Here is a 20,845-nt window from a genome sequence, read left to right as displayed (position 1 = left end):
GCGAACATGGACAACACCCCCGACCACAGCAGCAACCCCTGGCTGGAACTGCGCCGCCTGACCCCGGCCCGGATTGCCCTGGGCCGTACCGGCACCAGCCTGCCGACCAGCGCCCAGCTGGACTTCCAGTTTGCCCACGCCCAGGCCCGTGATGCCGTGCATCTGGCCTTCGATCACCAGGGGCTGCGTGCACAGCTGGATGAACGCCAACAACAGAGCCTGCTGCTGCACAGCGCCGCTGCCGACCGCCACAGCTACCTGCAACGCCCCGACCTGGGCCGCCGCCTGCACCCGGACTCGGCGCAACAGCTGCGCGCGCATGCCGAAGCCAATCCCGGGGGCGTAGACCTGGCCATCGTCGTCGCCGATGGCCTTTCGGCCCTGGCCGTGCATCGCCACACCCTGCCCTTCCTCACGCGCTTTGAAGAGCAATCTGCTGCCGAAGGCTGGTCGAAGTCGCCGGTGATCCTGGTGGAACAAGGGCGCGTGGCGGTGGCGGACGAAGTCGGCGAATTGCTCGGGGCGAAAATGACCGTGATCCTCATCGGTGAGCGCCCTGGCCTGAGTTCTCCCGACAGCCTCGGCCTGTACTTCACCTACAACCCCAAAGTCGGCCTGACCGACGCCTACCGCAACTGCATTTCCAATGTCCGCCTTGAAGGCCTCAGCTACGGCATGGCCGCCCATCGTTTGTTGTACCTGATGCGCGAGGCGTGCCGACGCCAACTGTCCGGGGTCAACCTCAAAGATGAAGCGCAGGTGCACACACTTGAGTCAGCAGCGGATGCGCCGAACAAAGGAAACTTCTTGCTAAGCAAATCCTGAAGCGGTGGCGGTTTCGTAGATTGCACTTTCTAATTGCCTTCAGGCAGCATTTACCGCGGCTGCCGGCGATTCGCCGCACACTTCCATGGACCCTGAGGCCTGCTTATGCGAATCATCAAAGCAACCCTGGAACATCTGGACCTGCTTGCCCCTCTGTTCGTCCGTTACCGCGAATTCTACGGACAACTGCCCTACCCCGACTCGTCGCGCAATTTCTTGCAAAAGCGCCTTGAGCGCGGCGAATCGATTATCTACCTGGCCTTGCCAGACGATGACGACACCAAGCTGATGGGCTTTTGCCAGCTCTACCCCAGTTTCTCGTCGCTGTCGCTCAAGCGCGTGTGGATTCTCAACGACATCTTTGTAGCGGAAGATTCCCGACGCATGCTGGTCGCTGACCACCTCATGCAGGAAGCCAAGAAAATGGCCAAGGAGACCAACGCCGTACGCCTGCGGGTATCGACCAGCAGCGACAACGAAGTGGCGATGAAAACCTACGAATCCATCGGCTTTCGTGAAGACACCGAGTTCAAAAGCTACATCCTGCCAATCAAATCAGATTGATCCCCCGGTAGGAGCGGGCTTGCCCCGCGATAGCGGTGTGTCAGGTATATCGCTATCGCGGGGCAAGCCCGCTCCCACAATTTTAGAAATCCGTCGCTACAAACTGCACGGGCACATTCTTATCGCCTCCGTATAATGCACCCTCTCAAAATGTGTGAAACTTTACCCATCTCTCGGGTAGCGGCTGCTCGCATTCGCACTGCCAGTCCTCGCATGCCCCTCGACCGGGTCAAAGAACACAGGTGCTGTACATGGATTTCAACCCGCTGGACCTCATTCTGCATCTCGACGCCTACCTCGATTTGCTGGTCAACAACTATGGCCCGTGGATCTACGCGATCCTGTTCCTGGTGATCTTCTGCGAGACCGGCCTGGTAGTGATGCCATTCCTGCCGGGTGACTCTTTGCTGTTCATTGCCGGTGCCGTGGCCGCTGGCGGTGGCATGGACCCGGTACTGCTGGGTGGCCTGCTGATGGCTGCGGCGATTCTGGGTGACAGCACCAACTATGTGGTCGGCCGAACCGCCGGTGAACGGCTATTTCGCAATCCCAATTCGAAAATCTTCCGCCGCGACTACCTGCAGCAAACCCACGACTTCTACGAGCGTCATGGCGGCAAAACCGTCACCCTGGCGCGCTTTCTGCCGATCCTGCGCACCTTTGCACCGTTCGTCGCCGGCATTGCGAAAATGCACTACCCACGTTTTCTCGGTTTCAGCGTCGCCGGCACTGTGCTGTGGGTCGGCGGCCTGGTCACCCTCGGCTACTTCTTCGGCAACGTACCGTTCATCAAGCAGAACCTGTCGTTGATGATCGTCGCGATCATCCTGCTGTCGCTGGTGCCGATGATCATTGGCGTAGTGCGCAGCCGCATGCACCGCGCTGCCAAGGTTCATTAAGCCCGGGCCATGTGGTCGCTGAGCGCCTGGCGCCGTCGCCGCACCCTGGCACGTCACCCCATCGACCCGCAGCGCTGGCAGCGGGTTCGCGAGCGCCTGCCGATGCTCGACGGGCTGAGTGCCGACGAAGACCACTGGCTACGCGAAGCCTGTGTACTGTTTCTGCATGACAAACACCTGAGCGCCCTGCCCGGTGTTGAACTCGACGGCGAGCAACGCCTGTTCCTGGCTGCCCAGGCCCAGCTACCTTTGCTGCATCTGGGCGAGTTGAACTGGTACCAGGGCTTCCATGAAATCGTGCTGTACCCCGATGATTTCCTCAGCCCTCAGCGCCACCGCGACGCCAGTGGCGTGGAGCATGAATGGAACGGTGAGCACAGCGGCGAAGCCTGGCAGCAAGGCCCGGTGATTCTGGCCTGGCCCGGCGTATTGGCCAGCGGTGGCTGGGAAGGCTACAACCTGGTCATCCACGAACTGGCGCACAAACTCGACATGCTCAACGGCGACGCCAACGGCCTGCCGCCGCTGCACAACGACATGCGCGTCAGCGACTGGGCCAAGGCCATGCAAGACGCCTACGACGACCTCAATCGCCAGCTGGACCGCGACCCGGACGCCGAGACCGCCATCGACCCTTACGCGGCGGAAAACCCCGCGGAGTTTTTCGCTGTCACCAGCGAATACTTCTTCAGCGCCCCCGACCTGCTCAACGACGCCTACCCCGCTGTATACCAGCAATTGCGCGGCTTTTACCGCCAGGACCCGCTGGCCCGCCTGCATCAGTTGCAGCACAGCCACCCGCATTACCAGCAGACACAAGGCTGATACGCCGGACATCAGGGCGGACGTGGCAAGCAGTGCGGAATGTGCCTATAATCGCGACCAATTTTTGGCCAAACATGGGGGCACTGCCCAATGAGCTACAGCAAGATTCCGGCTGGCAAAGACCTGCCGAACGACATCTACGTCGCCATCGAAATTCCAGCCAACCACGCCCCGATCAAGTACGAGATCGACAAAGACAGCGATTGCCTGTTCGTTGACCGTTTCATGGCCACCCCGATGTTCTACCCGGCCAACTACGGTTACATCCCGAACACCCTGGCTGACGACGGTGATCCGCTGGACGTCCTGGTTGTTACCCCGTACCCAGTCGCCCCAGGCTCGGTGATCCGTGCTCGTCCGGTCGGCATCCTGAACATGACCGACGACGGCGGCGGCGACGCCAAAGTGGTTGCCGTACCGCACGACAAACTGTCGCAACTGTACGTCGACGTCAAAGAATACACCGACCTGCCAGCGCTGCTGATCCAGCAGATCGAGCACTTCTTCGCCAACTACAAGGATCTGGAGAAGGGCAAGTGGGTCAAGATCGAAGGTTGGGACGGCGCTGACGCCGCCCGCGCTGCGATCACCAAATCGGTTGCTGCCTACAAAGGCTAAGCCACCGCTTAACAAAGAGCCCCGCATTTGCGGGGCTTTTTGTTTGCAGAGGGCTCGTTATGCCTGTTCGAAACGCTGTTGCAGCAAGTGCCGCGCGGCGCCGGCGTTCAGGTAGCTACCGATCAGGTCGGCGAGTTCCTGAGCCTTGAGCGCTTTGCCATCGCGACAGAACTGCGTCAACTGCAACTGTATCCAGCGTTTTTTCTTGAACACTTTGGCATTTGGGGCAAAGAACGACCGCGACGCCAACTCCGGCAATGGCGCGTCCTCTTCAAGCTGAATGTTCAGAATCATGCCCTGACCCGTCTGCAAACCGAAGTCGGCAATGTGTTGAATCGGCAATGGCGCTTTGAAGTTGCTGAAAACCAGATGGTCCGGCGTAAGCAACAAGGCCGTTTTGTCGGCGCGGGCACGCATGCGCAACGCAAACGGCACAATGCACACCACCGTGAAAATCAAAACGCTGAAGGTCACAATCAAGATGCGCGGGAACTTCTCCCCCGCCGTCGGAGACAGGAACGGCACGGCCAGCACAGCAAACGCTGCAAGCGTGAGCACCGCGCAAAACACCAGCAACAGCAAACCACGCAGCTGCGAGCCTTCATGCAGGCTGACATTGCCGCTGACCTTGCTGGCATGATCACGTAACGCTTCAACCGCTGCGGCATCCTGGGCCACATAGTGGTTGATGTAATCCTGGGTGATGCGCGTGCGCAACGCCTGCGGGTCGGCAAAGTAGCGATCCATCGCAGCGCAGGCCTGCCCGGCGTCCAAGGCGCGGGTGCCGCTACGGACGGCATCATCGACAGCAATCTGCAATGCGGCTACGCGCTCGCCATTGGAGGGGTGAGTGTCAGAAGGGTGCGGCAACTGCGTCGCCATCTCCTCTTCCGGAAGGTGCAATGCTTGCACCGCCAACTCCTGGGTGACACAGGTCGGCAAGTCGGCAACCGGCGGATGCTCGGGCGTCTGTTGGACCGCGCTGGCGATATGCGTGTGCATCCGCTCCAGCAGTACAGGATCGATGGCGGAGATACGCACCAGTGCCGAAGCCATAGCCAGATTGCCCGCCAATTGTGCGCCTGCAGCGTCGGCCGCCAGCTCGCGCACACGGCTCCAGTGATTGACGGCGTGGTCGAAGCTCTCCATGAAATAGACGCCCAGCATGAATGCCGGACGCAAGATCGTGCGCTGCAGCATATCGCTGGCCAGCATGGTTTCGGCAATCACCCCGAGGCTGCGGCCGATGCCATCGTAAATCGGTACGAAGCGCAGACTGTACTCGGTGTCGGCACCGGCGAAGTGCGCCAGTTCATGCCCGATGACCGCATCGATCTCCCCGGTATCGAGCAGCCCCAGGTACATCAGCGGCACATGCAACGTACGGCCCTGTAGCGTGCTGCCGGCGGGCAACAGGTCGACGTCGCTGGAGGTGACGTAAAAGCCCTCGGACATGCCCAGTACGATGTGATCGGGTGCCAGCGCACCAAGTCGCCCGGCCAGCTCGCGCACATGCGCCCACAGCACCGGCGCTTGTGCTTCGCTAACGTCCTGCCCCAACACCGGCATGGCGGTAGGCTCGAACATGTGCAGCATGACCCGCAACTGCTTGGCCATTTGCCACATTGAATACAGGCAGCCCGCCATGATCAAAAGCGTGACCAGCATCAACTTGATTTCGCCGGTGTTCATTTTCCCCGCGTGCCAGATCCCCAAGCCTTCAAAGGCGAGAATCGAGGCAACCGCGGCGCCCATCAAAATGATATGCCCCACAAGCACGTAGGGCAGAATCCGGCTGACGCGGGTGAACGTGTGAAGCAATCGCTCACGGGAATGCAGGGCGCGCGCCCCTGCCCAGTTCAACCCCCACATGCCGATTCCGCCGACCAGCGCGGCGAGCAGCCCCAAGGCAATCACCGCCTTGGCCAGCCAGCTCTTCAATTCACCCAGGGGTATCAGCGTTTCTATGTCACTTTTAGCGGTGCTCAGCCGGGACAAGGCCAGACTGGCGGAAAGGCGTTCCCCGTCGATCTCGACCATCGGCGCGCGTGCGCCGCTCTGGGAGACCAGCGCTTCAAGTTCGGGAAGGATTTCGTTGATGTTGGCTTGAATACTGACCAGCTCCGAATTGGTTTCGGTGCTGCGATTCAGCTCCCAGACGCCGAACAGGTTCAGACATAAAGGCAGCAGGATCAGTACTGCAATGAGCTTGTAGGTTTTCATAAGGCAGGCCCAAAGGTGCGTCGCCGCAGGCTATCCAAAGCGAGCACAAATTCCATTTTTACCAACCGCCCTCATGGACGCTTGCGTGCAGGCGCGGCCCGTCTGAACGGACCCTCTCGCGCTGACTGCCTTATACAGCGATATTCCTGAACAGGTAACCATCAATTGGCCATCATCCTGCGCCGATTTCAAGGAATGTGCGCCGGGTCGCACCTGATTCAGGTGCTGCGCAGGTCAGGCTGATTTTTTGCCAGGAAATCTCTTACAGCCATCTAGGAAATGCCTGTAAACCTAGCTATTTATCGCCTTCAAAAATGAACTTCGCGTTTATATCCCTGCCCGTACAAGCCCACTAGACTCGGTTTTATGAATACGTCAGGTGATCGTCTCAAAACACTGCTGCACGAGTGCAACCTCTCGCCTTCGGATTTTGCCGCACAGCGCAAGGTCACTCCGCAGCACGTCAATAACTGGTTCAAACGCGGAGTGCCTTTGGCCCGGCTCGAGGAAATCGCCGAGCTACTGTGTGTTCGCAGCAAGTGGTTGCGCACCGGCGAAGGCCCCAAGCACCCCACTCCATTACCGCGCCTTGACGCAGCACCGCGCAAACCCGGCATCGAACCCACAGACTCGGCCCTGCTGGCCGCTCACACATCCAGCGACATCCAGTTGCCGTTCTACAGCATGCAATCCCGGCAGCTGAAACCCATTGCCGACCACTACCTGCGCCTGCCCGCTCGCGCGCTCGACGCCCTTGGCGTCGACCCTCGCCAGGCCCTGTGCCTGAGCATGCCCACCAGCAACATGAGCCCATTGCTGCCGAGGGGCAGTACCCTGGCCATCGACTGCGGCCTGACCCGCATCGTCGAAGGCGAATGCTATGCCCTGCTGCACAACGGACGCTTACGCATCAACAGCCTCAGCCAGCAAGCCAACGGCAGCCTGCGCCTGCACAGCCATAACAGCGACGAACACCCCACCGAAACCTACAGCCCGGCGCAGCTGAAAAGTCAGAAGCTGAGCATATTGGGTTGGGTGTTCTGGTGGGGGCATCTACGAGCCAGTCGCCCGGCTTGAGCGCTTGAGATGCAATTATTGCTGGGCATCGGCCGCCATACCCAGTATGCTACGCCGCACATTTAGCCCCGGCTGCCTAGCACGCCAGCGGGCCTGGCGCGGCATACACTGCTTGCAGCCACTCCCGGCCCCAGTGCCGGTCCAACGATTTTAAGAGGGTTGCGGCTTACCATAAATTAGCCAAAGCCTTCCCCTGGAAGCCGGCCACAAGCCGGCTTTTTATTTGTCCAAAGAAATCCACCAAGATCCCACAGCCTAGTATTTACATGGCCTGCTGCGTACCATCTGTCCCATAGCGTCCGATAAGCAACCACTAAATCCGAGCCCAAGGTGTGGGTCAGAGTGTGGGTCAAGGGGGCAGATCTGGAGAGTCAGAATGGGTAAGCTAACGAGCAAGACGGCCGAATCGCTGTCCAAGGCTGCAGTGCCAGGAAAAACCAACGACGGTGACGGGCTTTACTTCCAGGTATCGAAAAGCGGAGCATCCAGTTGGATCTTCCGCTACAAGCTGGAGGGGCGAAGCCGTGAGATGGGATTAGGTCCCTTCCCCACTATCACTCTCAGTGCGGCACGCCAGCTTGCTGCTGAGCAACGCAAAATACTGGCAAGCGGAGCAGACCCTCTGGGCACCCGCGATGCAGAACGAGAAGCCAAACGTGAGGCTCAGCGCCAGGCAGACGCACGCCGTATAACCTTCAAAGACCTCGCTTTGCAGTATCAACAAGCACACGGAGCTTCCTGGTCAGAGAAGTGGCACAAAGGCTGGCTTAGAAAACTGGAGCTCTACGCATTCCCTACCATCGGATCTGTCTCGGCAGATGCGATCCAAACCGAGCAAGTGGTGAACGTGCTGCGTCCAATCTGGGCCACCAAGACTCGTACTGCTGACGAAGTTCGCGGCCAGATCGAGCAGATATTGGATGCAGCAAGAACCCGCGGTCTACGTACTGGCGACAATCCCGCCCGCTGGCGAGGTCACCTAGATAACCTCCTGAGCAAAGCAGAAAAGAAGAAAGCTCGTCAGCGAACACACTTCCCCGCTATGCACTGGAAGGACTTGCCAGAGCTGATGGAGAAGCTCGCTAAAATTCCCAGCCGAGATGCCATCGCAGCCCGCCTGCTAATTTTGACGGGAGCCCGCGCCCACATGATTCGTTTCGCCCAATGGTCAGAGTTTGATCTAGAGGCAGGAGTATGGTCACTGCCAGCTGCACGAATGAAGATGAGAAAGGCATTCGTAATACCACTCCCTTCAGCAGTAGTTGGCATGCTACGTGACATGACCCGCACAGACTCGCCCAATGTGTTCCCCGGTCAAGGGAAGAGCGGAGTCATCCATGCCAACGCAATACGCAACCTACTACATAAGCTCGGCCACGCGGATATTACACGACACGGCTTCCGCTCTACCTTCCGGGACTGGGCGAATGAGTACACACACTATCCACGAGAGGTTTGCGAACTCGCACTCGCACACGATGAGCGCGACCAAACGGAAGCTGCCTACTCACGCTCGGATCTTCTGGAGAAGCGCAGAATCCTAATGGCGGACTGGGCAACATTCTGCTCTCACATAAAGTGACAGCATTTCACTTGAGATGGATCATACGGTCGACAAAAGCCACATAAACGGAAAGCCGAAAGATCCACCTAGCAAATCCAGCCTAAGTTACTCCACGACACCGAGACGACTCACAAGGTTATTCCGGATAAAGCCATAAGTGGTGAACCGTTATAATTCCAGCTGCAGAAGAACCGCCTTCTAGTAAGAAAACCCTATCATGTTTTGACTGACAAACCGCATCACCGAAAACTGTCGACGGTAGCGCCTCTAGAGCCCCCTGGCTGTTGCACCCGCTCAACGACGGCCTACGTCAGGGTGCCCATCCATGCGGCGATCCCGAACACCAACAACTCACTCCAGTCAATCGGGCATAAACCAGCATGAGCAGCCATTGGCTGCTCATGCTGTGACTTGGATTTTTTCTTTGCGTGAGGCCTTACCAAGCGCCGAATCACTTTCCCGGAGCGTAGGAGTCTTTCAGACGTTGCAACAGATCTTTGTGGCGCGCCTCCAGATCAGCCAGCGCAAAACACCCCATTGCCAACAAGCGCTGCGAGTTTGGCAAGCTTTCCACCCGATCCTCAAAGTATCGAACCCGCTTGCTCGCAAAGTCCAGATTACCCAGGGACGTGTTCTTGCGCCGCGAGAGCAGCATCAGGTTACCCAGTCGGTGCAGCCACGTCTCACGCTGCTCCTCATTGAAGTCTCTGACCCACTGGCTCGCACCGCCCGGATTCTGCGGCAGGATGTGCTCCACACTAATATCATCGGGCAGATTAAGCGGCGCAGCATGGCTGGCCAGCAGGTACTCCAGGCGCAGTAGGACATATCGAGCGAAACGCCGACCGTAGATAGCGTCATCCAGTAAGTCCTGCAACTGCTTGCGGTCAAAGTCGAAAGCCTTGCTGGCAAGCACTTCAGCCGGAGTCTCGGCCGCTTCGATCACCTTTAGCACTTCATTCATGTTGCTGATGCGCTGGGTGGGCGTGAGTTGCACGATCCAGTCAGCCGAGAATTTGTTGTCGATGCGCTCGATCAGATCGAGCAACTTCTCTGCCTTGAACTTGCGATACCAGGCCAGTACCGGCGGAATCCAATCGGTGGATGGCAGGCCTCGACGCATCACGTTGATACGGTTGCGATAGGCATTGCCCAGACCGATCGGCAGGCCATCGAGCTGGATCGCCTCATCGAAGGCATCCTTGTAGGCCTTCACGGCCTCAAAGCTCTCGCTGCCCAGTGCCAGTAGAGGCGGCTTAGTGCCGTAGATGCGTTCGTCAAACTCCTTGAGCAGGCCTTCCCGTGCTTTGTCCTTCACATAGATGGTGCGCACCAACGAGAGGAAGCGGTCGAACTCGTCGCGCCCCATCTCGCCTTCAACTTCCTCCCAGTATTCAGCCCACTTGCTGCGTTCGCTTTCCTTGGTGACCGCCCCGAGATTTTTGGCCTTGAGAATGTCGCTGTTGGACAGCGGAATACCCCGGTCGTTGAGAATGGTAAAAAGCCGGAAGGCATCGTCCAGGTCTTCGGTGGCCACATAGATGAAAAGGGCGTTGTTCAGCAGATAGCCAACGAATCGGTCGAAGCCCCCTTCCGTGGGGAAGCGTCTGCTATCATCAAAACCACCATGAATGGTCTGCATGCCTGCTGCCATATTGGCCAAGGACAGATTCTTGCTAGCGGCAATGCCCCGCAAGTCTGCGCTACACGAACCGTTGTCGGCCTTGACATAGCGCTCAATGAAATTGCCCACGTTATCGCGGATGTCATAGACGATGCGGTTACGTCCAGGAATCTTCTTCCATTTGTTTTCCTCCTGGAACAGCATCTCGCGACAGGCCCCCTTGAGCTTATCGTCCGTAACCCGGTCACGGATGCAGGCCAACATCAGCATCAGGGTGGTCAGGCGTTGCTGGCCATCCAGCAGCTCGTACTCCTCAAAACTCACCCCGTCGGTAGTGCGTGTAGCCTTGCGCAGCACCATCGAGCCCAGAAAGTATTGCCCGTCTGGATTATGCTCGCTGGCGTAGTTCACATCGTCGATCAGCTCGGAAATCTCATCCTTGCCCCAGACGTAGGCACGCTGGTAGTCCGGAATGCGGAACCAGAAACGGGAAAACACTTCGCCGATCACGATCTTGGCACTGTCGATCTGGCCTTTCTTACCTGTGCTCACGATAGATACTCCTCAATCCCTTCATCGCTGCGTTGTTCTTTCTATTCAGCCAGCAGCCGGGCCGGAGTGCCGGCGTGGTACGCGGGAGCATTGTGGGCTGCCCAGACGCAACCTCGGGAAACTATCAGGCAGGCACCAACCATGCGAGTTTTCGAGCGTTCTCCCGTAATCGATGGACGCACATTACCGCCATACAGGTAGATGTAGTAAGCCAGAAAGGCCAAATAGAGGGCGAAACCAATTCTGAAAGGACGAGACATCATCGCAAAGCCGATCAACGCGACGACAATACCAATAACCGCAACCATTCACTGCTGCTCCTGCCAGTTCGCTGGATAGCCAAGCGAGATCCGTCATCAAAAACTCGACCAGCATAGTATCAATAGGCCGCCACCAGAAAAATGGAGCCGTCGCCAAATCCTTACTGGCGAGAAAATAGCTTGGCCTGCTTTCGTTCTACCCCTACCGCTAGCAGTTACACGTACAGCGCCTGAGCACTGATTAAATATACAGGTAACACTTTAAAACATATACCGCCGCGCTAGGCCTTGAAAATACGCATTGCATCTGAAGAAAACCCTGGGATATGGGCGTTTTGTTGACAGTTTACGCTGCCAAGTCAAAGTGCCATCATGCAGGCGATACAGATCGTGCCGATCTATAGGTTTCACCCAATGCCATCTCATCCGGGAAGCGGTATGCCGTTATTTACAGGGCATGCGCGATCAACACCCTACAGACAAGGACGTGTGCATGCCTTTGCCCCTCCCCTTCAATTGCACTCAATGCTTTTGGAACAGGACCCCGACGCCAAGCAGTGACGCATCGACCTCGTGAACGGCACTGGACGCGCCCCGAATGAGGCAACTGCGGTTGTAACCTTCTCGGGCAGGCCCCCTTCTCGAACGATGACAAAAGACCAGCGGTTACTTGAATATCCCAGCGCATAAGCCTCTGTGCACCCTATGCCGTGTCTTCGCGCAGACCATCAACACTTAAAGGAATATCACCATGCTCGAAAGCCAGAAAGAGTTCGCCACTTATTTGAAGAAAATGCAGTCGCTGCTCAATGGCCAGGCGTTTTCATTCGATCAGTCATTGCTTGCAAAAGTGATGGAGACCGAGCTTGTGGTGCCCGTGATCGGGGCCTTCAGTGCCGGTAAGAGCTCGCTGTTGAACGCGCTGATGGGCAAGGACATCTTGCCGGTCGGAATTGCGCCAGAAACTGAACTGGCGACCGAGCTGCGTTATTCCTCCGAGCCTTATCTGCTGGCGATCAAACCCGACGGTGTGCAAGAACGTTTGCCTGTTGAAGCGCTGAGTACCATCAATCGTCGTTCCAGCGAATTTTCGCACTTGCGCCTTTACCTGGACAGCGAGGCGCTGAAAGCCATTGCACCTCTGGTGCTGGTCGACATGCCTGGCTTTGGCTCATCGCTGGAAAACCACAACAAGGCCATTGCGTACTACCTGCCACGCGGTGTGCACTTCGTGGTGCTGACCAGTATCGAGGACGGCAACATTACGCAGTCGATGCTACGCAAACTCGATGAGCTAAAAACCTACAACACCGATTTCACCTTCCTGCTGAGCAAATGCAACCTGCGCGCCGCCGACCAGGTGGAAGACGTGCAGGCCTACATTGACGACCAGCTCGGGGTGTATTTCGGCGAACACTACCGCAGCATCACTCTCGGCAACCGGGGTGGCGAGGAACTGACAAATGCACTGACCGCATTGCAGCCTGACGTTCTGTTCTCGCGCCTGTTCATCGACATCCTCAAGGACCAGAATTTCGAAGTACTGGCGCAGATCAACCTGGCGCTGAGCATGCTGAAAAAGGACAAGGCCGAGAGCGAGCAAACCGCACGCGCACTCGAGCAGGCCCTGGCCAAGCTGCTGGAGCAACGCAAAGACGTCGAGTCGGACCTGAAAGATCGCTACTCGGGAAAAATGCTCGACCGTAGCCTGCGCGGCCTGGACAACGCGCTTAATGACTCCCTCGACGAGCTGGTCACCTTGGGCAGCAGCAAGAACCCGAGTGCCCTGTCGAATGCACTCTCCGACATCATCCGCAGCAGCCTGTCCAGCACGATCAAATCTGAAGTGCAGGACATCTCCACCAACATGGTCGACCGGATTGCCAGCAACCTCAGCGCCACCAGCAGCCAGATGTCCGTGCTGGACATCAGCGGCAACTGGAGCGAGGAACTTTCCAACAAGGTCAAATTCTCGCTGGAGCGCACCACGGAAATGCTCAGCGACTGGTCGACACGCCTGAGCAATCGGGCCGAGGAAGACAAGAGCAGCGGCGTCATGCTCTACCGCAGCCTCTCTACCGTGCTCGCTGTCACCACCACCGTGGTCAATCCGCTGGTAGAGCTGGTGATCATCTTCTTGCCCGAAATTCTCAAGATGTTTAACGGTGGCGGTAACGAGCGCGAGAAGTTTCGCCAGAAGCTGACCGGTGAAGTGTTCCCCAACATCAAGGCGGAACTGCGCGGGAAAATTCCAGCAATCATCGACGAGCAACTCAACGCCATGCTGAAGAAGATCAGCGACGGTTTCGAAGAGCAGATCACCAAGCAAAAGCATGTGATCGACTCAATTGCACAGGAAAGCCTGCAGCTTGAAGCGCAGATCAGCGAGAAGACGGCTGTGCTGGAAAACCTCGCCACCGCAGTAAAAGCCGCTGCAAACGAACACCTCTACAAGTAAGGCGAACGACCTAATGGATTACCAATCACTCGTCGCTTTTAGCGAAAGCCTGCACACGCTGGCAGCAAGCAACCAGGACCTGTTTGAGCGCGAAATCGAGCAGTTCAAGCGGCTGAACGGCATCGACCAACCGCAACAGCTCGCGCAAGCGTGCCAGACGCTGCAGGACCAGAACCGGCTGATGAACATCGGTATTGTTGGTCGCGTGAAAGCCGGAAAGTCATCGCTGCTCAATGCGCTGATCTTTAATGGCGAGCCGATCCTGCCCAAGGCCGCAACTCCCATGACCGCTGCACTGACCACCATTACCTGGGGCGAAGTGTTCCAGGCCAAGGTTGAGTTCTACAGCGAAACGGACATCGCCGCGATCCGCTTCAAATCGGACCAGTTCGAGCAACGCCTGGCCACGCGCAAGCGCGAATGCCTGGAAGAGCTGGTGAAGCGTCGTAACGCCCAAGCCAATGGCGCGCCCCTCGATATGGCGCAGCTGACGATCATGGCCGATAAAAAAGCCTTGAACGAACTGCAGCGCGAAGAAGGCTTGTTCGCGGCATACGACCAGTTCCAGCGCATGAAGAAGTCAGGGCTCGATGCGGCCAAGCTGCACTTGCACAGCGAGATTCAGGCAGGTAACCCGAAAGAGCTGGCTGCTGGCCTTCACAACTATGTCGGTGCCGATGGCACATACATGCCGTTCACCAAGACGGTTCATGTCGCCATGCCGCTGGAGGCACTACGCGATATCTGCATCATCGATACCCCCGGCATGAACGATCCGGTCCAGTCGCGCGAAGAGCGCACGGTCGAATTGCTGAAAACCTGCGACGTGGTGTTCATCGTCAGCCCGGCCGGCCAGTTCCTCAATGAGCAAGACCTTGAGGTGATGGGGCGTATTACCCAGAAGGAAGGCATTCAGGAACTGGTACTGGTGGCCAGCCAGATCGACACACAACTGTACGGCAGCGAAAAACGTGCACGCTTGAGCGATGCCGTGGAAGCCATCCGTGCCCAGCTGTCGGCACGGGCGCAGAGCACCCTCACCGACCTCAAGTTGAGCAGCCCGGAAGTGGGCTCGGTGTTCGACAACCTGATCGGTTCGGTGCACCGTAACCTGCTGCACAGCTCCGGCTTGTGTCACAGCCTCAACCGCCGCTTCGACTCACCCGAAACCTGGGACTCGAACGAGCAGGTGACGTGGGACAACCTGTCCACTGATTACCCGGATTACTTCACCCGCGACAACCAGGTACTGTCGTTGAGCAGCCTGGACAGCCTGGCAAACATTGATGCGATCAACGCCATGCTTGCCCAGGTGCGCGAGAAGAAAGCGGAGATCACACGGGAAAAAATCGCCAACCTGATGGTTCGCAAACAAAAGAACCTTGAGGCATTCAAGGCGCTGATCATCACCCTGGCACGCAACCAGGTCATCCAGATCAAGAACGCCAACGTCGATCAGCTGGACGAACAACTGGCTTCGCTGGAATCGAAGCGACTGGATCTCTCGCTGGAACTGGATGTCAGCTTCAAATACACCATGGCCGACTACCGCCAGAAGTTGCGTGACGAGATGCGCAAGTCAGCTGCACAATTGCTTCGCGAGACGCAGTCCACTGTCAAAGACGCGGAAGGCTCTTTCAGTGAAACCATTGTCGTCGACAACCCTGGGGTTGGCAGCTGGTTTGCCCGCAAGCTTTGGGGCGGCGGCACTACCGAGAAAACGGTCGTCCGCGCCAAGATCATCAGTAGCCAGGTCATCTCCACCATCAACGAGTTCATGAACGACATCCAGGATGAGCTGGGCGCCAAGGTGGAAAGCTCTCATCGCGGGTTGAACGAAGAACTGGCCCGGACCCTCACGCCGAAGATCCGTGAGGTGCTTGAACAGGATGCCAATGCGCAAATGATCAAGCTCGCGATTCTTTCGATCATTCAATCGATTCCTGACGATGACTTTGATTTGGGCATTCCGTTGCCTGACACCCTGAAAAGCAACGGCACGCTCAAGGGCTACGAGGCCGAACGCTTCAAGGATGCCGCCGATGACTTCATCGGCTCGTTGGGTAGCAAGGTCAAAAGCAAGATCAGTTCGTTCATCAACGATGTTGAACGCAACGCGCCTTCCACCATCTCTAACTCCTTCGTCGATGAGATTCAACGCCGTATCAATGTGCTCAAGGATCAGGTCGACAACGCGGCTCAAACCATTGACCGGCTTGAACGCCTGGCACGCAAGGCCGAAGAGGTCACCCTGTGAGCAACCCGCCAGCCATTCATGAACAGGCACGCTCGACGCTGGAGTCGCTGTCCCGCTTCTGGCAGTTCAAACGCAAGAAGCTGGCAGCTGAGCTTCAGGGCCACCTCGATGATGCCCAGTGCCAGCTCGACACGTTGTTCAGCACCAATCAGCAATTGTCCGCGTTGTGCGCAGGCCAGAACGACGAAATCGGCGAGCTGAAGTCGCGCAACGGCTCGCTCGTCGATGCGTTGCAGTTTGAAACAGCCAATTTGGCCTCGACCTCCGAAGCTTTGGCGCAGGAGAAGGGCAAGCTCCAGAAGGCTATGCTCGCACTCACTCAGGCCAAGGCGTACGCCAAGGATCTGGAAGAGCGGCAGGCTCAGGCCTTGGCCCAGATCGCCGGGCTCGAAGAGCACCTTGCCGATCACAGGCAGCAGCTTGTCGACAAAGAGCGGTGCATTCAGGAACTCCAGGACACCCTGGCCGATACTCGACAGCAGATCGAAGCACTGAACAACGTCAAACAGCGGTTGAGCGAGCAGTGCGCCGAACAGACTGAGCAGATCCGCACGCTGGAGTCGCGCAAGGAGGCGCTCAGCGACCAGTTGCAGGCCGAACAGGCCAATACGACAGAGCTGGAAGCACGCAAGGACCAGGCGCTTGCCGAGATCACCACCCTTCAAGAGCAACTGGCAGATCGCAAGCAGGCGCTGGCGGAAAAAGAACAGCGTATCGCTGAACTTGGGCACACCCTCTCGGACGCTCAACAGCAGATCGAAGCACTGAACGACGCCAAACAGCAGTTGGCCGAACAGTGCACCGGGCAGGCTGTACAGATCGACTCGCTGGAGTCGGACAATGAAGCGCTAACAGCCCAGTTGCAGGCAGAACGAGCCAATGCTGCCGAGCTGGAGGAACGCAAGGCACAGGCGCTGGCGCAAATTGCCGAGCTGGAGACGTACCTGGAGGAACATAAGAACCAGTTGCTTTCCACGGAGCAGAACGTCGACCTTCTGGAAAGCCTGACCGAACAATTGAAAGCCTCCCAGCAGCATCTGGAGGACAACTACGCTGACATCAACAAGCAGCACCTGTCGCTCACCGAGAAATTTTCTCTGGTGAGCAAAGTCCTGGCCCAGCAACCTCCCGGTAATGAAGAACTGGCCAAATTCGCCGACCTGATCAACCACGATTACATGGAGTTCGCCAGCCGGGAATCGTCGTTGGCCGGTGAAGCCCAAGCCGTGCTCGACATGCAGGCGATCCTCGCCGAGATGCAGATGCTGAACAACTTCCCGAGCATTGCGGGCAAAACCATCCTGAGCATTGCGGGTGGTTTCAGCAGCGGCAAATCGGCGTTCGTCAACAGCTTCATCCGCAACCCGAGCGTGAAATTGGCGACCGGCATCAATCCGGTGACCGTGGTGCCCAGCTACGTGGTGTGTTCCGAAGAAACCCGGATCAAGGGCTATTCGTACAACGGCGGAGCCATCGACCTTGAGCCCAGCCTGTACGCATCGATGTGCCACGAATATGTTCAGGCCTTCGGCTTCGACCTGCGGCGCATACTGCCTTTCATCAGCGTCAAAGTTCCCATGGACCCGGAGCTGTTCGGCAACCTGTGCATCATCGATACGCCCGGCTACAACCCGGGTACCACGGGTGGGGCCGCGGCCTCCGACCGTAGCACTGCAGCCTCCCTGGTCAATCAGGCCTCGGCGCTGGTCTGGGTCATCGGCCTTGACCCGGCCGGGACCATCGACCAGTCCGACATCGAGTTCATCGAGTCCACGCCGTTCCGCGCAGAGTCGCTGTATATCGTGTTGAACAAGGCGGATGTGAAGTCTCAGGACGATATTCTTGAGATCATGGAGCAAGTAGCCGACGACCTGAGCTTCGCGGGTATCGAGTACGCCGGCATGTGCGCCTATTCGTCCACGCGCAAGAAAGACTACCCCTCCAGAGGCCTGACGTTCGAGCAGTTCCTGCGCTCGATCAACCGTAAAGTGGATGTAGTCGGCAAGGTTAACAGCAAGCTCGATACCGTATTCGATGCCTACAAGCAGGCCATCCAGGCCGATATTGCGCAACTGGAAGGCCGCAAGGGCGAGTTCAATGCGTTCAAGCTCGATGCGCTGGAAATAGGCGGAACGGCGCTGTTTGACAGAATTGATCGAGCATTCCCCATCTCTGAGCAAATGTTCGATTCTTCCGGGCTGGAAAAACTCGTTGATGAATGCGAAGGCCTTCGTCGAACGCTCAAGCTGGCCGCTCGAAAAGCCCTGGAGGTTTGCGAACTCGTTCGTACCAGAACCTCTGTCGAGTCTGATGGCTTCCTTCGCACTCGAATACGCCGGTAAACGCCGGCACACAGCGTGTTACTAACCCAGGCCTGCCTGCTGGCAGGCCGTTGCTGGCCAGGGCGCTGAACCCTGGCCTGTGCACTCAAAATCGCCGCCGCGCCAGCAACTCCGCCAACGCCCCTTCAAGCCACCCTGCGGTGCGCATCTTCAGTGCCTTGCTCCCGCAACTCGGGCACTGGTCAAACCACTCGCCGGGCATCAGCGCATCACTTTGCGGTGCCACTGTCTTTGTCCAACCGCATCCTTCACATTCAAAGGTGAAGGGCCTGGGTTTGATGGGCATTCTAAAGCTCCTTGGTTTCTTCGCTGATGTATTGCCATCGGTGCATTCAACTGCCCGGATAAGCCAATTCGATCTGCTCGTCGAACGCGCCACCAACCCCGCAGTAATCACGTGGAACACGCTCAAGATCCTCGGCTACCTGCACGATCACCTGGCGCAGTTCCAGGCGTTCGAACCAGCGGGAAGGAATGGCAGCAGCACCATACTGGGCACCCAACAAGTGCCCGGCGACAAGCCCTGTGCTGTTGCTATCGCCACTGTGATTCACCGCCGTGATCACCCCTTCTTCGAGTGATCGTGCTGTCAGCGCACACCACAGTCCAATCGCCAGCGCCTGCTCGGCAACCCACCCACCGCCAAGGTCGCCAATGCGTTGCGGGGTGGGTGAATAGCCCTCGTAGTAGAAAAACAGCACGCGCTCGATGAGGCTGCGCGTTTCTTCCATACCAGGTACTTGCCCATATTTGGCCAAGCTTTGAGTTACCGCGTGTTCCAGGCTGTCTTGTCTTTCGACAACACGCTGAAGAATGTCGGCGAATAGCCCTGCCGCCAGGTAGCCCGTCGGATGCCCGTGCGTCAGGCGCCCAGACTGCGCCGCGTAGTCAAATGCATTGGCAAAGAATGCACAGGGCGCAACACGTACCAAGGCGCCGCAGCCCTTGCTGTTGTTTTCGGCAACCGCTCCCAACCGCGCGCTGGCCTTTAGTGCATTCAGGCAAGTTGTGCCTGGGGAGCGACGAGACCAGAGCTCGACTTGCTTGATCAACCAGCCATCTGTGACGATCGGTATCGCAGAGGGGTAATCCTGGGTCATCAGCCAGCGCAGCAACGCTTGGTGAACAATGCTCGGGACATGGCACGCCTGCCGTAAACTGCCAAGCACAAAAGCGCGCAGCAAACCTTCTGCGGTGAACAGCATCATCTGCGTTTCGTCGCTGATGGCGCCGGTGTTGCCGTAAGCCGGGGCAAAATCAATGATGCCCTGCGGACCGAACTTGGCTTCGATGGCAGGCCACTCAAGAAACTCCACGGGGGCGCCAGCGCGTCTCCGATAGCACCACCCAGCAGGCAGCCTTTGATCCGTTCAAGTCTGTTCATGCACTTCCCTTATCGCTCTGCAGAGATCAGGTTCTGCAAAATCACCAGCTTGCTTTGCAACTGCTCGATGTGCGCTTTCTCAGCACGCAGTGCCGAACGTAGCTCCCGGTTTTCCATCTCCCAGATCCGCGCCCAACGTGCGTCCTTGCGGCAGGCAAGCGCCATGTGCCAGATTTCTCGCAACCTCAGGTACTGCATTAGGAGCACCGTCAGGACCACCCCGATCAACACCAACGCCCCTGTCGAAACCGCTTCAGACATAGTCATGTCCACTTCCTTTCGTGACTTCAATTTATTTCTAAGGCAGATACACGATATGTAGTGATTAACGACAGGTCTAGAATGTAGACTTATACAGGTAAAGTATTCGTGCACATGGAGAGGGTATGAAACGCAAGCAATCCATTGAACAGGTACGCTGGGACCTGGCACTTCGCTATCGTTTGATCGAGACCGTTGCCTGGTGGGAAGGCAGACTGACCACGGGGCACTTGATGCAGAGCTTTGGCATCAGCCGCCAGCAGGCGTCCAAGGACATCAATACCTACATCAGCGAGCATGCGCCCAAAAACTTGACATATGACAAGCAGCTCAAAGGGTATGTGCCGAGCAAGCAGTTCAAGCCACTGTTCATCGACGACAGTGCCAGTGCCTATTTGCACCTGCTCTATCAGAACAATGAGCGTGCCCCACACATCGACGGGCTGGCACTGGCCTATGCGCACACCAAAGTGTTGGAAGTACCGGATCGCCCCATTCGGCCGGAGATCCTGCGCCCCTTGCTCAAGGCTTGCCGCGAAGGCCTGCGCCTGGAAACCGAGTACGTGTCGTTCAATACCCCGAACGTAGAGATTCGCCTCATCGCCCCTCACACGCTGGTCTACACCGGCATGCGTTGGCATGTGCGGGCCTACTGCGAAAAGAACGGCCAGTACCGCGACTTCGTGCTCAGCCGCCTGCGCGGGCAGCCGGACCTGCTCGACGAGTCGCCGAACACACGGGAGCTAGACGAGGAATGGAACTCCGAAGTGCCGGTCATCTTCGAGCCCGACGGGCGACTGAACGAGGCGCAGAAGGCCATCATAGAAGCCGACTTCGGCATGCAGCACGAACAACTGGTGGTGCCGAGCCGTAAGGCCTTGGTGAAATACGTGCTGCAGCGCTTCCACATCGACCCGCGTAACCTAGCGACCAGCCCCGAGGCGCAGCAGATCGTGGTGAAAAACCTCAAGGAACTGCGGCCCTGGCTGATGATCGACTGATGCCACCAGCTCGATGCACCGCTCCGATGGTGGGCCGAGGCCCATCATCGGAGCGGTAGCTCACACGGGTCAGTCTTAGGCGGCTTACGCTTCGGTCGCTCCAACTGGTAG

General features: G+C 57.8%; 17 protein-coding genes. 11 read left to right on the top strand and 6 right to left on the bottom strand.

Annotated features, from left to right (window positions below):
• Window positions 1-6 precede the first annotated feature (6 nt).
• The 5 genes from eutC to ppa all read left to right on the top strand — a co-directional run bounded on the left by eutC (window position 7) and on the right by ppa (window position 3,731).
• Window positions 7-825 (top strand): ethanolamine ammonia-lyase subunit EutC, encoded by an 819-nt coding sequence (eutC, locus tag ACP6KB_RS03320; protein ID WP_442112034.1) that lies wholly within the window; start codon window positions 7-9, stop codon window positions 823-825.
• A gap of 105 nt (window positions 826-930) precedes the next feature.
• Window positions 931-1,389 (top strand): GNAT family N-acetyltransferase, encoded by a 459-nt coding sequence (locus ACP6KB_RS03315; RefSeq protein WP_442112033.1) that lies wholly within the window; start codon window positions 931-933, stop codon window positions 1,387-1,389.
• A gap of 251 nt (window positions 1,390-1,640) precedes the next feature.
• Window positions 1,641-2,288, top strand: coding sequence for a DedA family protein (locus ACP6KB_RS03310; RefSeq protein WP_442112032.1), 648 nt, complete (start codon window positions 1,641-1,643; stop codon window positions 2,286-2,288).
• 9 nt (window positions 2,289-2,297) lie between these two features.
• Window positions 2,298-3,113: a zinc-dependent peptidase gene (locus ACP6KB_RS03305; protein ID WP_442112031.1), complete on the top strand. Its 816-nt coding sequence runs from the start codon at window positions 2,298-2,300 to the stop codon at window positions 3,111-3,113.
• 90 nt (window positions 3,114-3,203) lie between these two features.
• The gene (gene ppa / locus ACP6KB_RS03300; protein ID WP_107024756.1) at window positions 3,204-3,731 is read left to right on the top strand and encodes an inorganic diphosphatase; all 528 of its coding nucleotides are present in this window, start codon (window positions 3,204-3,206) and stop codon (window positions 3,729-3,731) included.
• Window positions 3,732-3,788: 57 nt separating this feature from the next.
• On the opposite strand, the gene ACP6KB_RS03295 is transcribed toward ppa, so the two are convergent.
• Complete coding sequence (locus ACP6KB_RS03295) at window positions 3,789-5,954, bottom strand: M48 family metalloprotease (RefSeq protein ID WP_442112030.1); 2,166 nt, start codon at window positions 5,952-5,954, stop codon at window positions 3,789-3,791.
• Between the two features lie 366 nt (window positions 5,955-6,320).
• Here ACP6KB_RS03295 and ACP6KB_RS03290 point away from each other — a divergent pair, with 366 nt between their 5' ends.
• A complete protein-coding gene (locus ACP6KB_RS03290) occupies window positions 6,321-7,031 on the top strand; it encodes a LexA family transcriptional regulator (protein ID WP_442112029.1) in 711 nt (236 codons plus the stop codon).
• A 376-nt stretch (window positions 7,032-7,407) separates the two neighbouring features.
• The gene (locus ACP6KB_RS03285; protein ID WP_442112028.1) at window positions 7,408-8,613 is read left to right on the top strand and encodes a tyrosine-type recombinase/integrase; all 1,206 of its coding nucleotides are present in this window, start codon (window positions 7,408-7,410) and stop codon (window positions 8,611-8,613) included.
• A 433-nt stretch (window positions 8,614-9,046) separates the two neighbouring features.
• Here ACP6KB_RS03285 and ACP6KB_RS03280 read toward each other — a convergent pair whose 3' ends face one another.
• Both ACP6KB_RS03280 and ACP6KB_RS03275 read right to left on the bottom strand, forming a co-directional pair.
• Complete coding sequence (locus tag ACP6KB_RS03280) at window positions 9,047-10,729, bottom strand: DUF262 domain-containing protein (RefSeq protein WP_442112027.1); 1,683 nt, start codon at window positions 10,727-10,729, stop codon at window positions 9,047-9,049.
• Between the two features lie 83 nt (window positions 10,730-10,812).
• Window positions 10,813-11,079: a hypothetical protein gene (locus ACP6KB_RS03275; RefSeq protein ID WP_442112026.1), complete on the bottom strand. Its 267-nt coding sequence runs from the start codon at window positions 11,077-11,079 to the stop codon at window positions 10,813-10,815.
• A gap of 703 nt (window positions 11,080-11,782) precedes the next feature.
• On the opposite strand from ACP6KB_RS03275, the gene ACP6KB_RS03270 reads away from it, so the two are divergent.
• From ACP6KB_RS03270 to ACP6KB_RS03260, 3 genes are read left to right on the top strand one after another with little or no spacing between them, the layout of a single operon-like run.
• Entirely contained in the window at window positions 11,783-13,489 is a 1,707-nt protein-coding gene (locus ACP6KB_RS03270; RefSeq protein ID WP_442112025.1) for a dynamin family protein, read from the top strand.
• A 13-nt stretch (window positions 13,490-13,502) separates the two neighbouring features.
• Window positions 13,503-15,746, top strand: a complete 2,244-nt coding sequence (locus ACP6KB_RS03265; RefSeq protein WP_442112024.1) for a dynamin family protein — start codon at window positions 13,503-13,505, stop codon at window positions 15,744-15,746.
• Window positions 15,743-18,088 (top strand): dynamin family protein, encoded by a 2,346-nt coding sequence (locus ACP6KB_RS03260; protein ID WP_442112023.1) that lies wholly within the window; start codon window positions 15,743-15,745, stop codon window positions 18,086-18,088. The genes ACP6KB_RS03265 and ACP6KB_RS03260 overlap by 4 nt, the downstream gene beginning before the upstream one ends.
• Before the next feature lie 85 nt (window positions 18,089-18,173).
• On the opposite strand, the gene ACP6KB_RS03255 is transcribed toward ACP6KB_RS03260, so the two are convergent.
• The 3 genes from ACP6KB_RS03255 to ACP6KB_RS03245 all read right to left on the bottom strand — a co-directional run bounded on the left by ACP6KB_RS03255 (window position 18,174) and on the right by ACP6KB_RS03245 (window position 19,739).
• On the bottom strand, window positions 18,174-18,374 hold the full coding sequence (locus ACP6KB_RS03255; RefSeq protein WP_442112022.1) for a hypothetical protein: 201 nt from the start codon (window positions 18,372-18,374) through the stop codon (window positions 18,174-18,176).
• A 46-nt stretch (window positions 18,375-18,420) separates the two neighbouring features.
• On the bottom strand, window positions 18,421-19,404 hold the full coding sequence (locus ACP6KB_RS03250; protein ID WP_442112021.1) for an ADP-ribosylglycohydrolase family protein: 984 nt from the start codon (window positions 19,402-19,404) through the stop codon (window positions 18,421-18,423).
• A gap of 77 nt (window positions 19,405-19,481) precedes the next feature.
• Window positions 19,482-19,739 (bottom strand): hypothetical protein, encoded by a 258-nt coding sequence (locus ACP6KB_RS03245; protein ID WP_442112020.1) that lies wholly within the window; start codon window positions 19,737-19,739, stop codon window positions 19,482-19,484.
• Window positions 19,740-19,858: 119 nt separating this feature from the next.
• On the opposite strand from ACP6KB_RS03245, the gene ACP6KB_RS03240 reads away from it, so the two are divergent.
• Window positions 19,859-20,734: a WYL domain-containing protein gene (locus ACP6KB_RS03240; RefSeq protein WP_442112019.1), complete on the top strand. Its 876-nt coding sequence runs from the start codon at window positions 19,859-19,861 to the stop codon at window positions 20,732-20,734.
• Window positions 20,735-20,845: the final 111 nt, after the last annotated feature.

This window comes from Pseudomonas sp. NUPR-001, assembly GCF_052147955.1.
GTDB lineage: Bacteria > Pseudomonadota > Gammaproteobacteria > Pseudomonadales > Pseudomonadaceae > Aquipseudomonas.
This window is presented reverse-complemented; position numbering and strand designations above follow the sequence as displayed.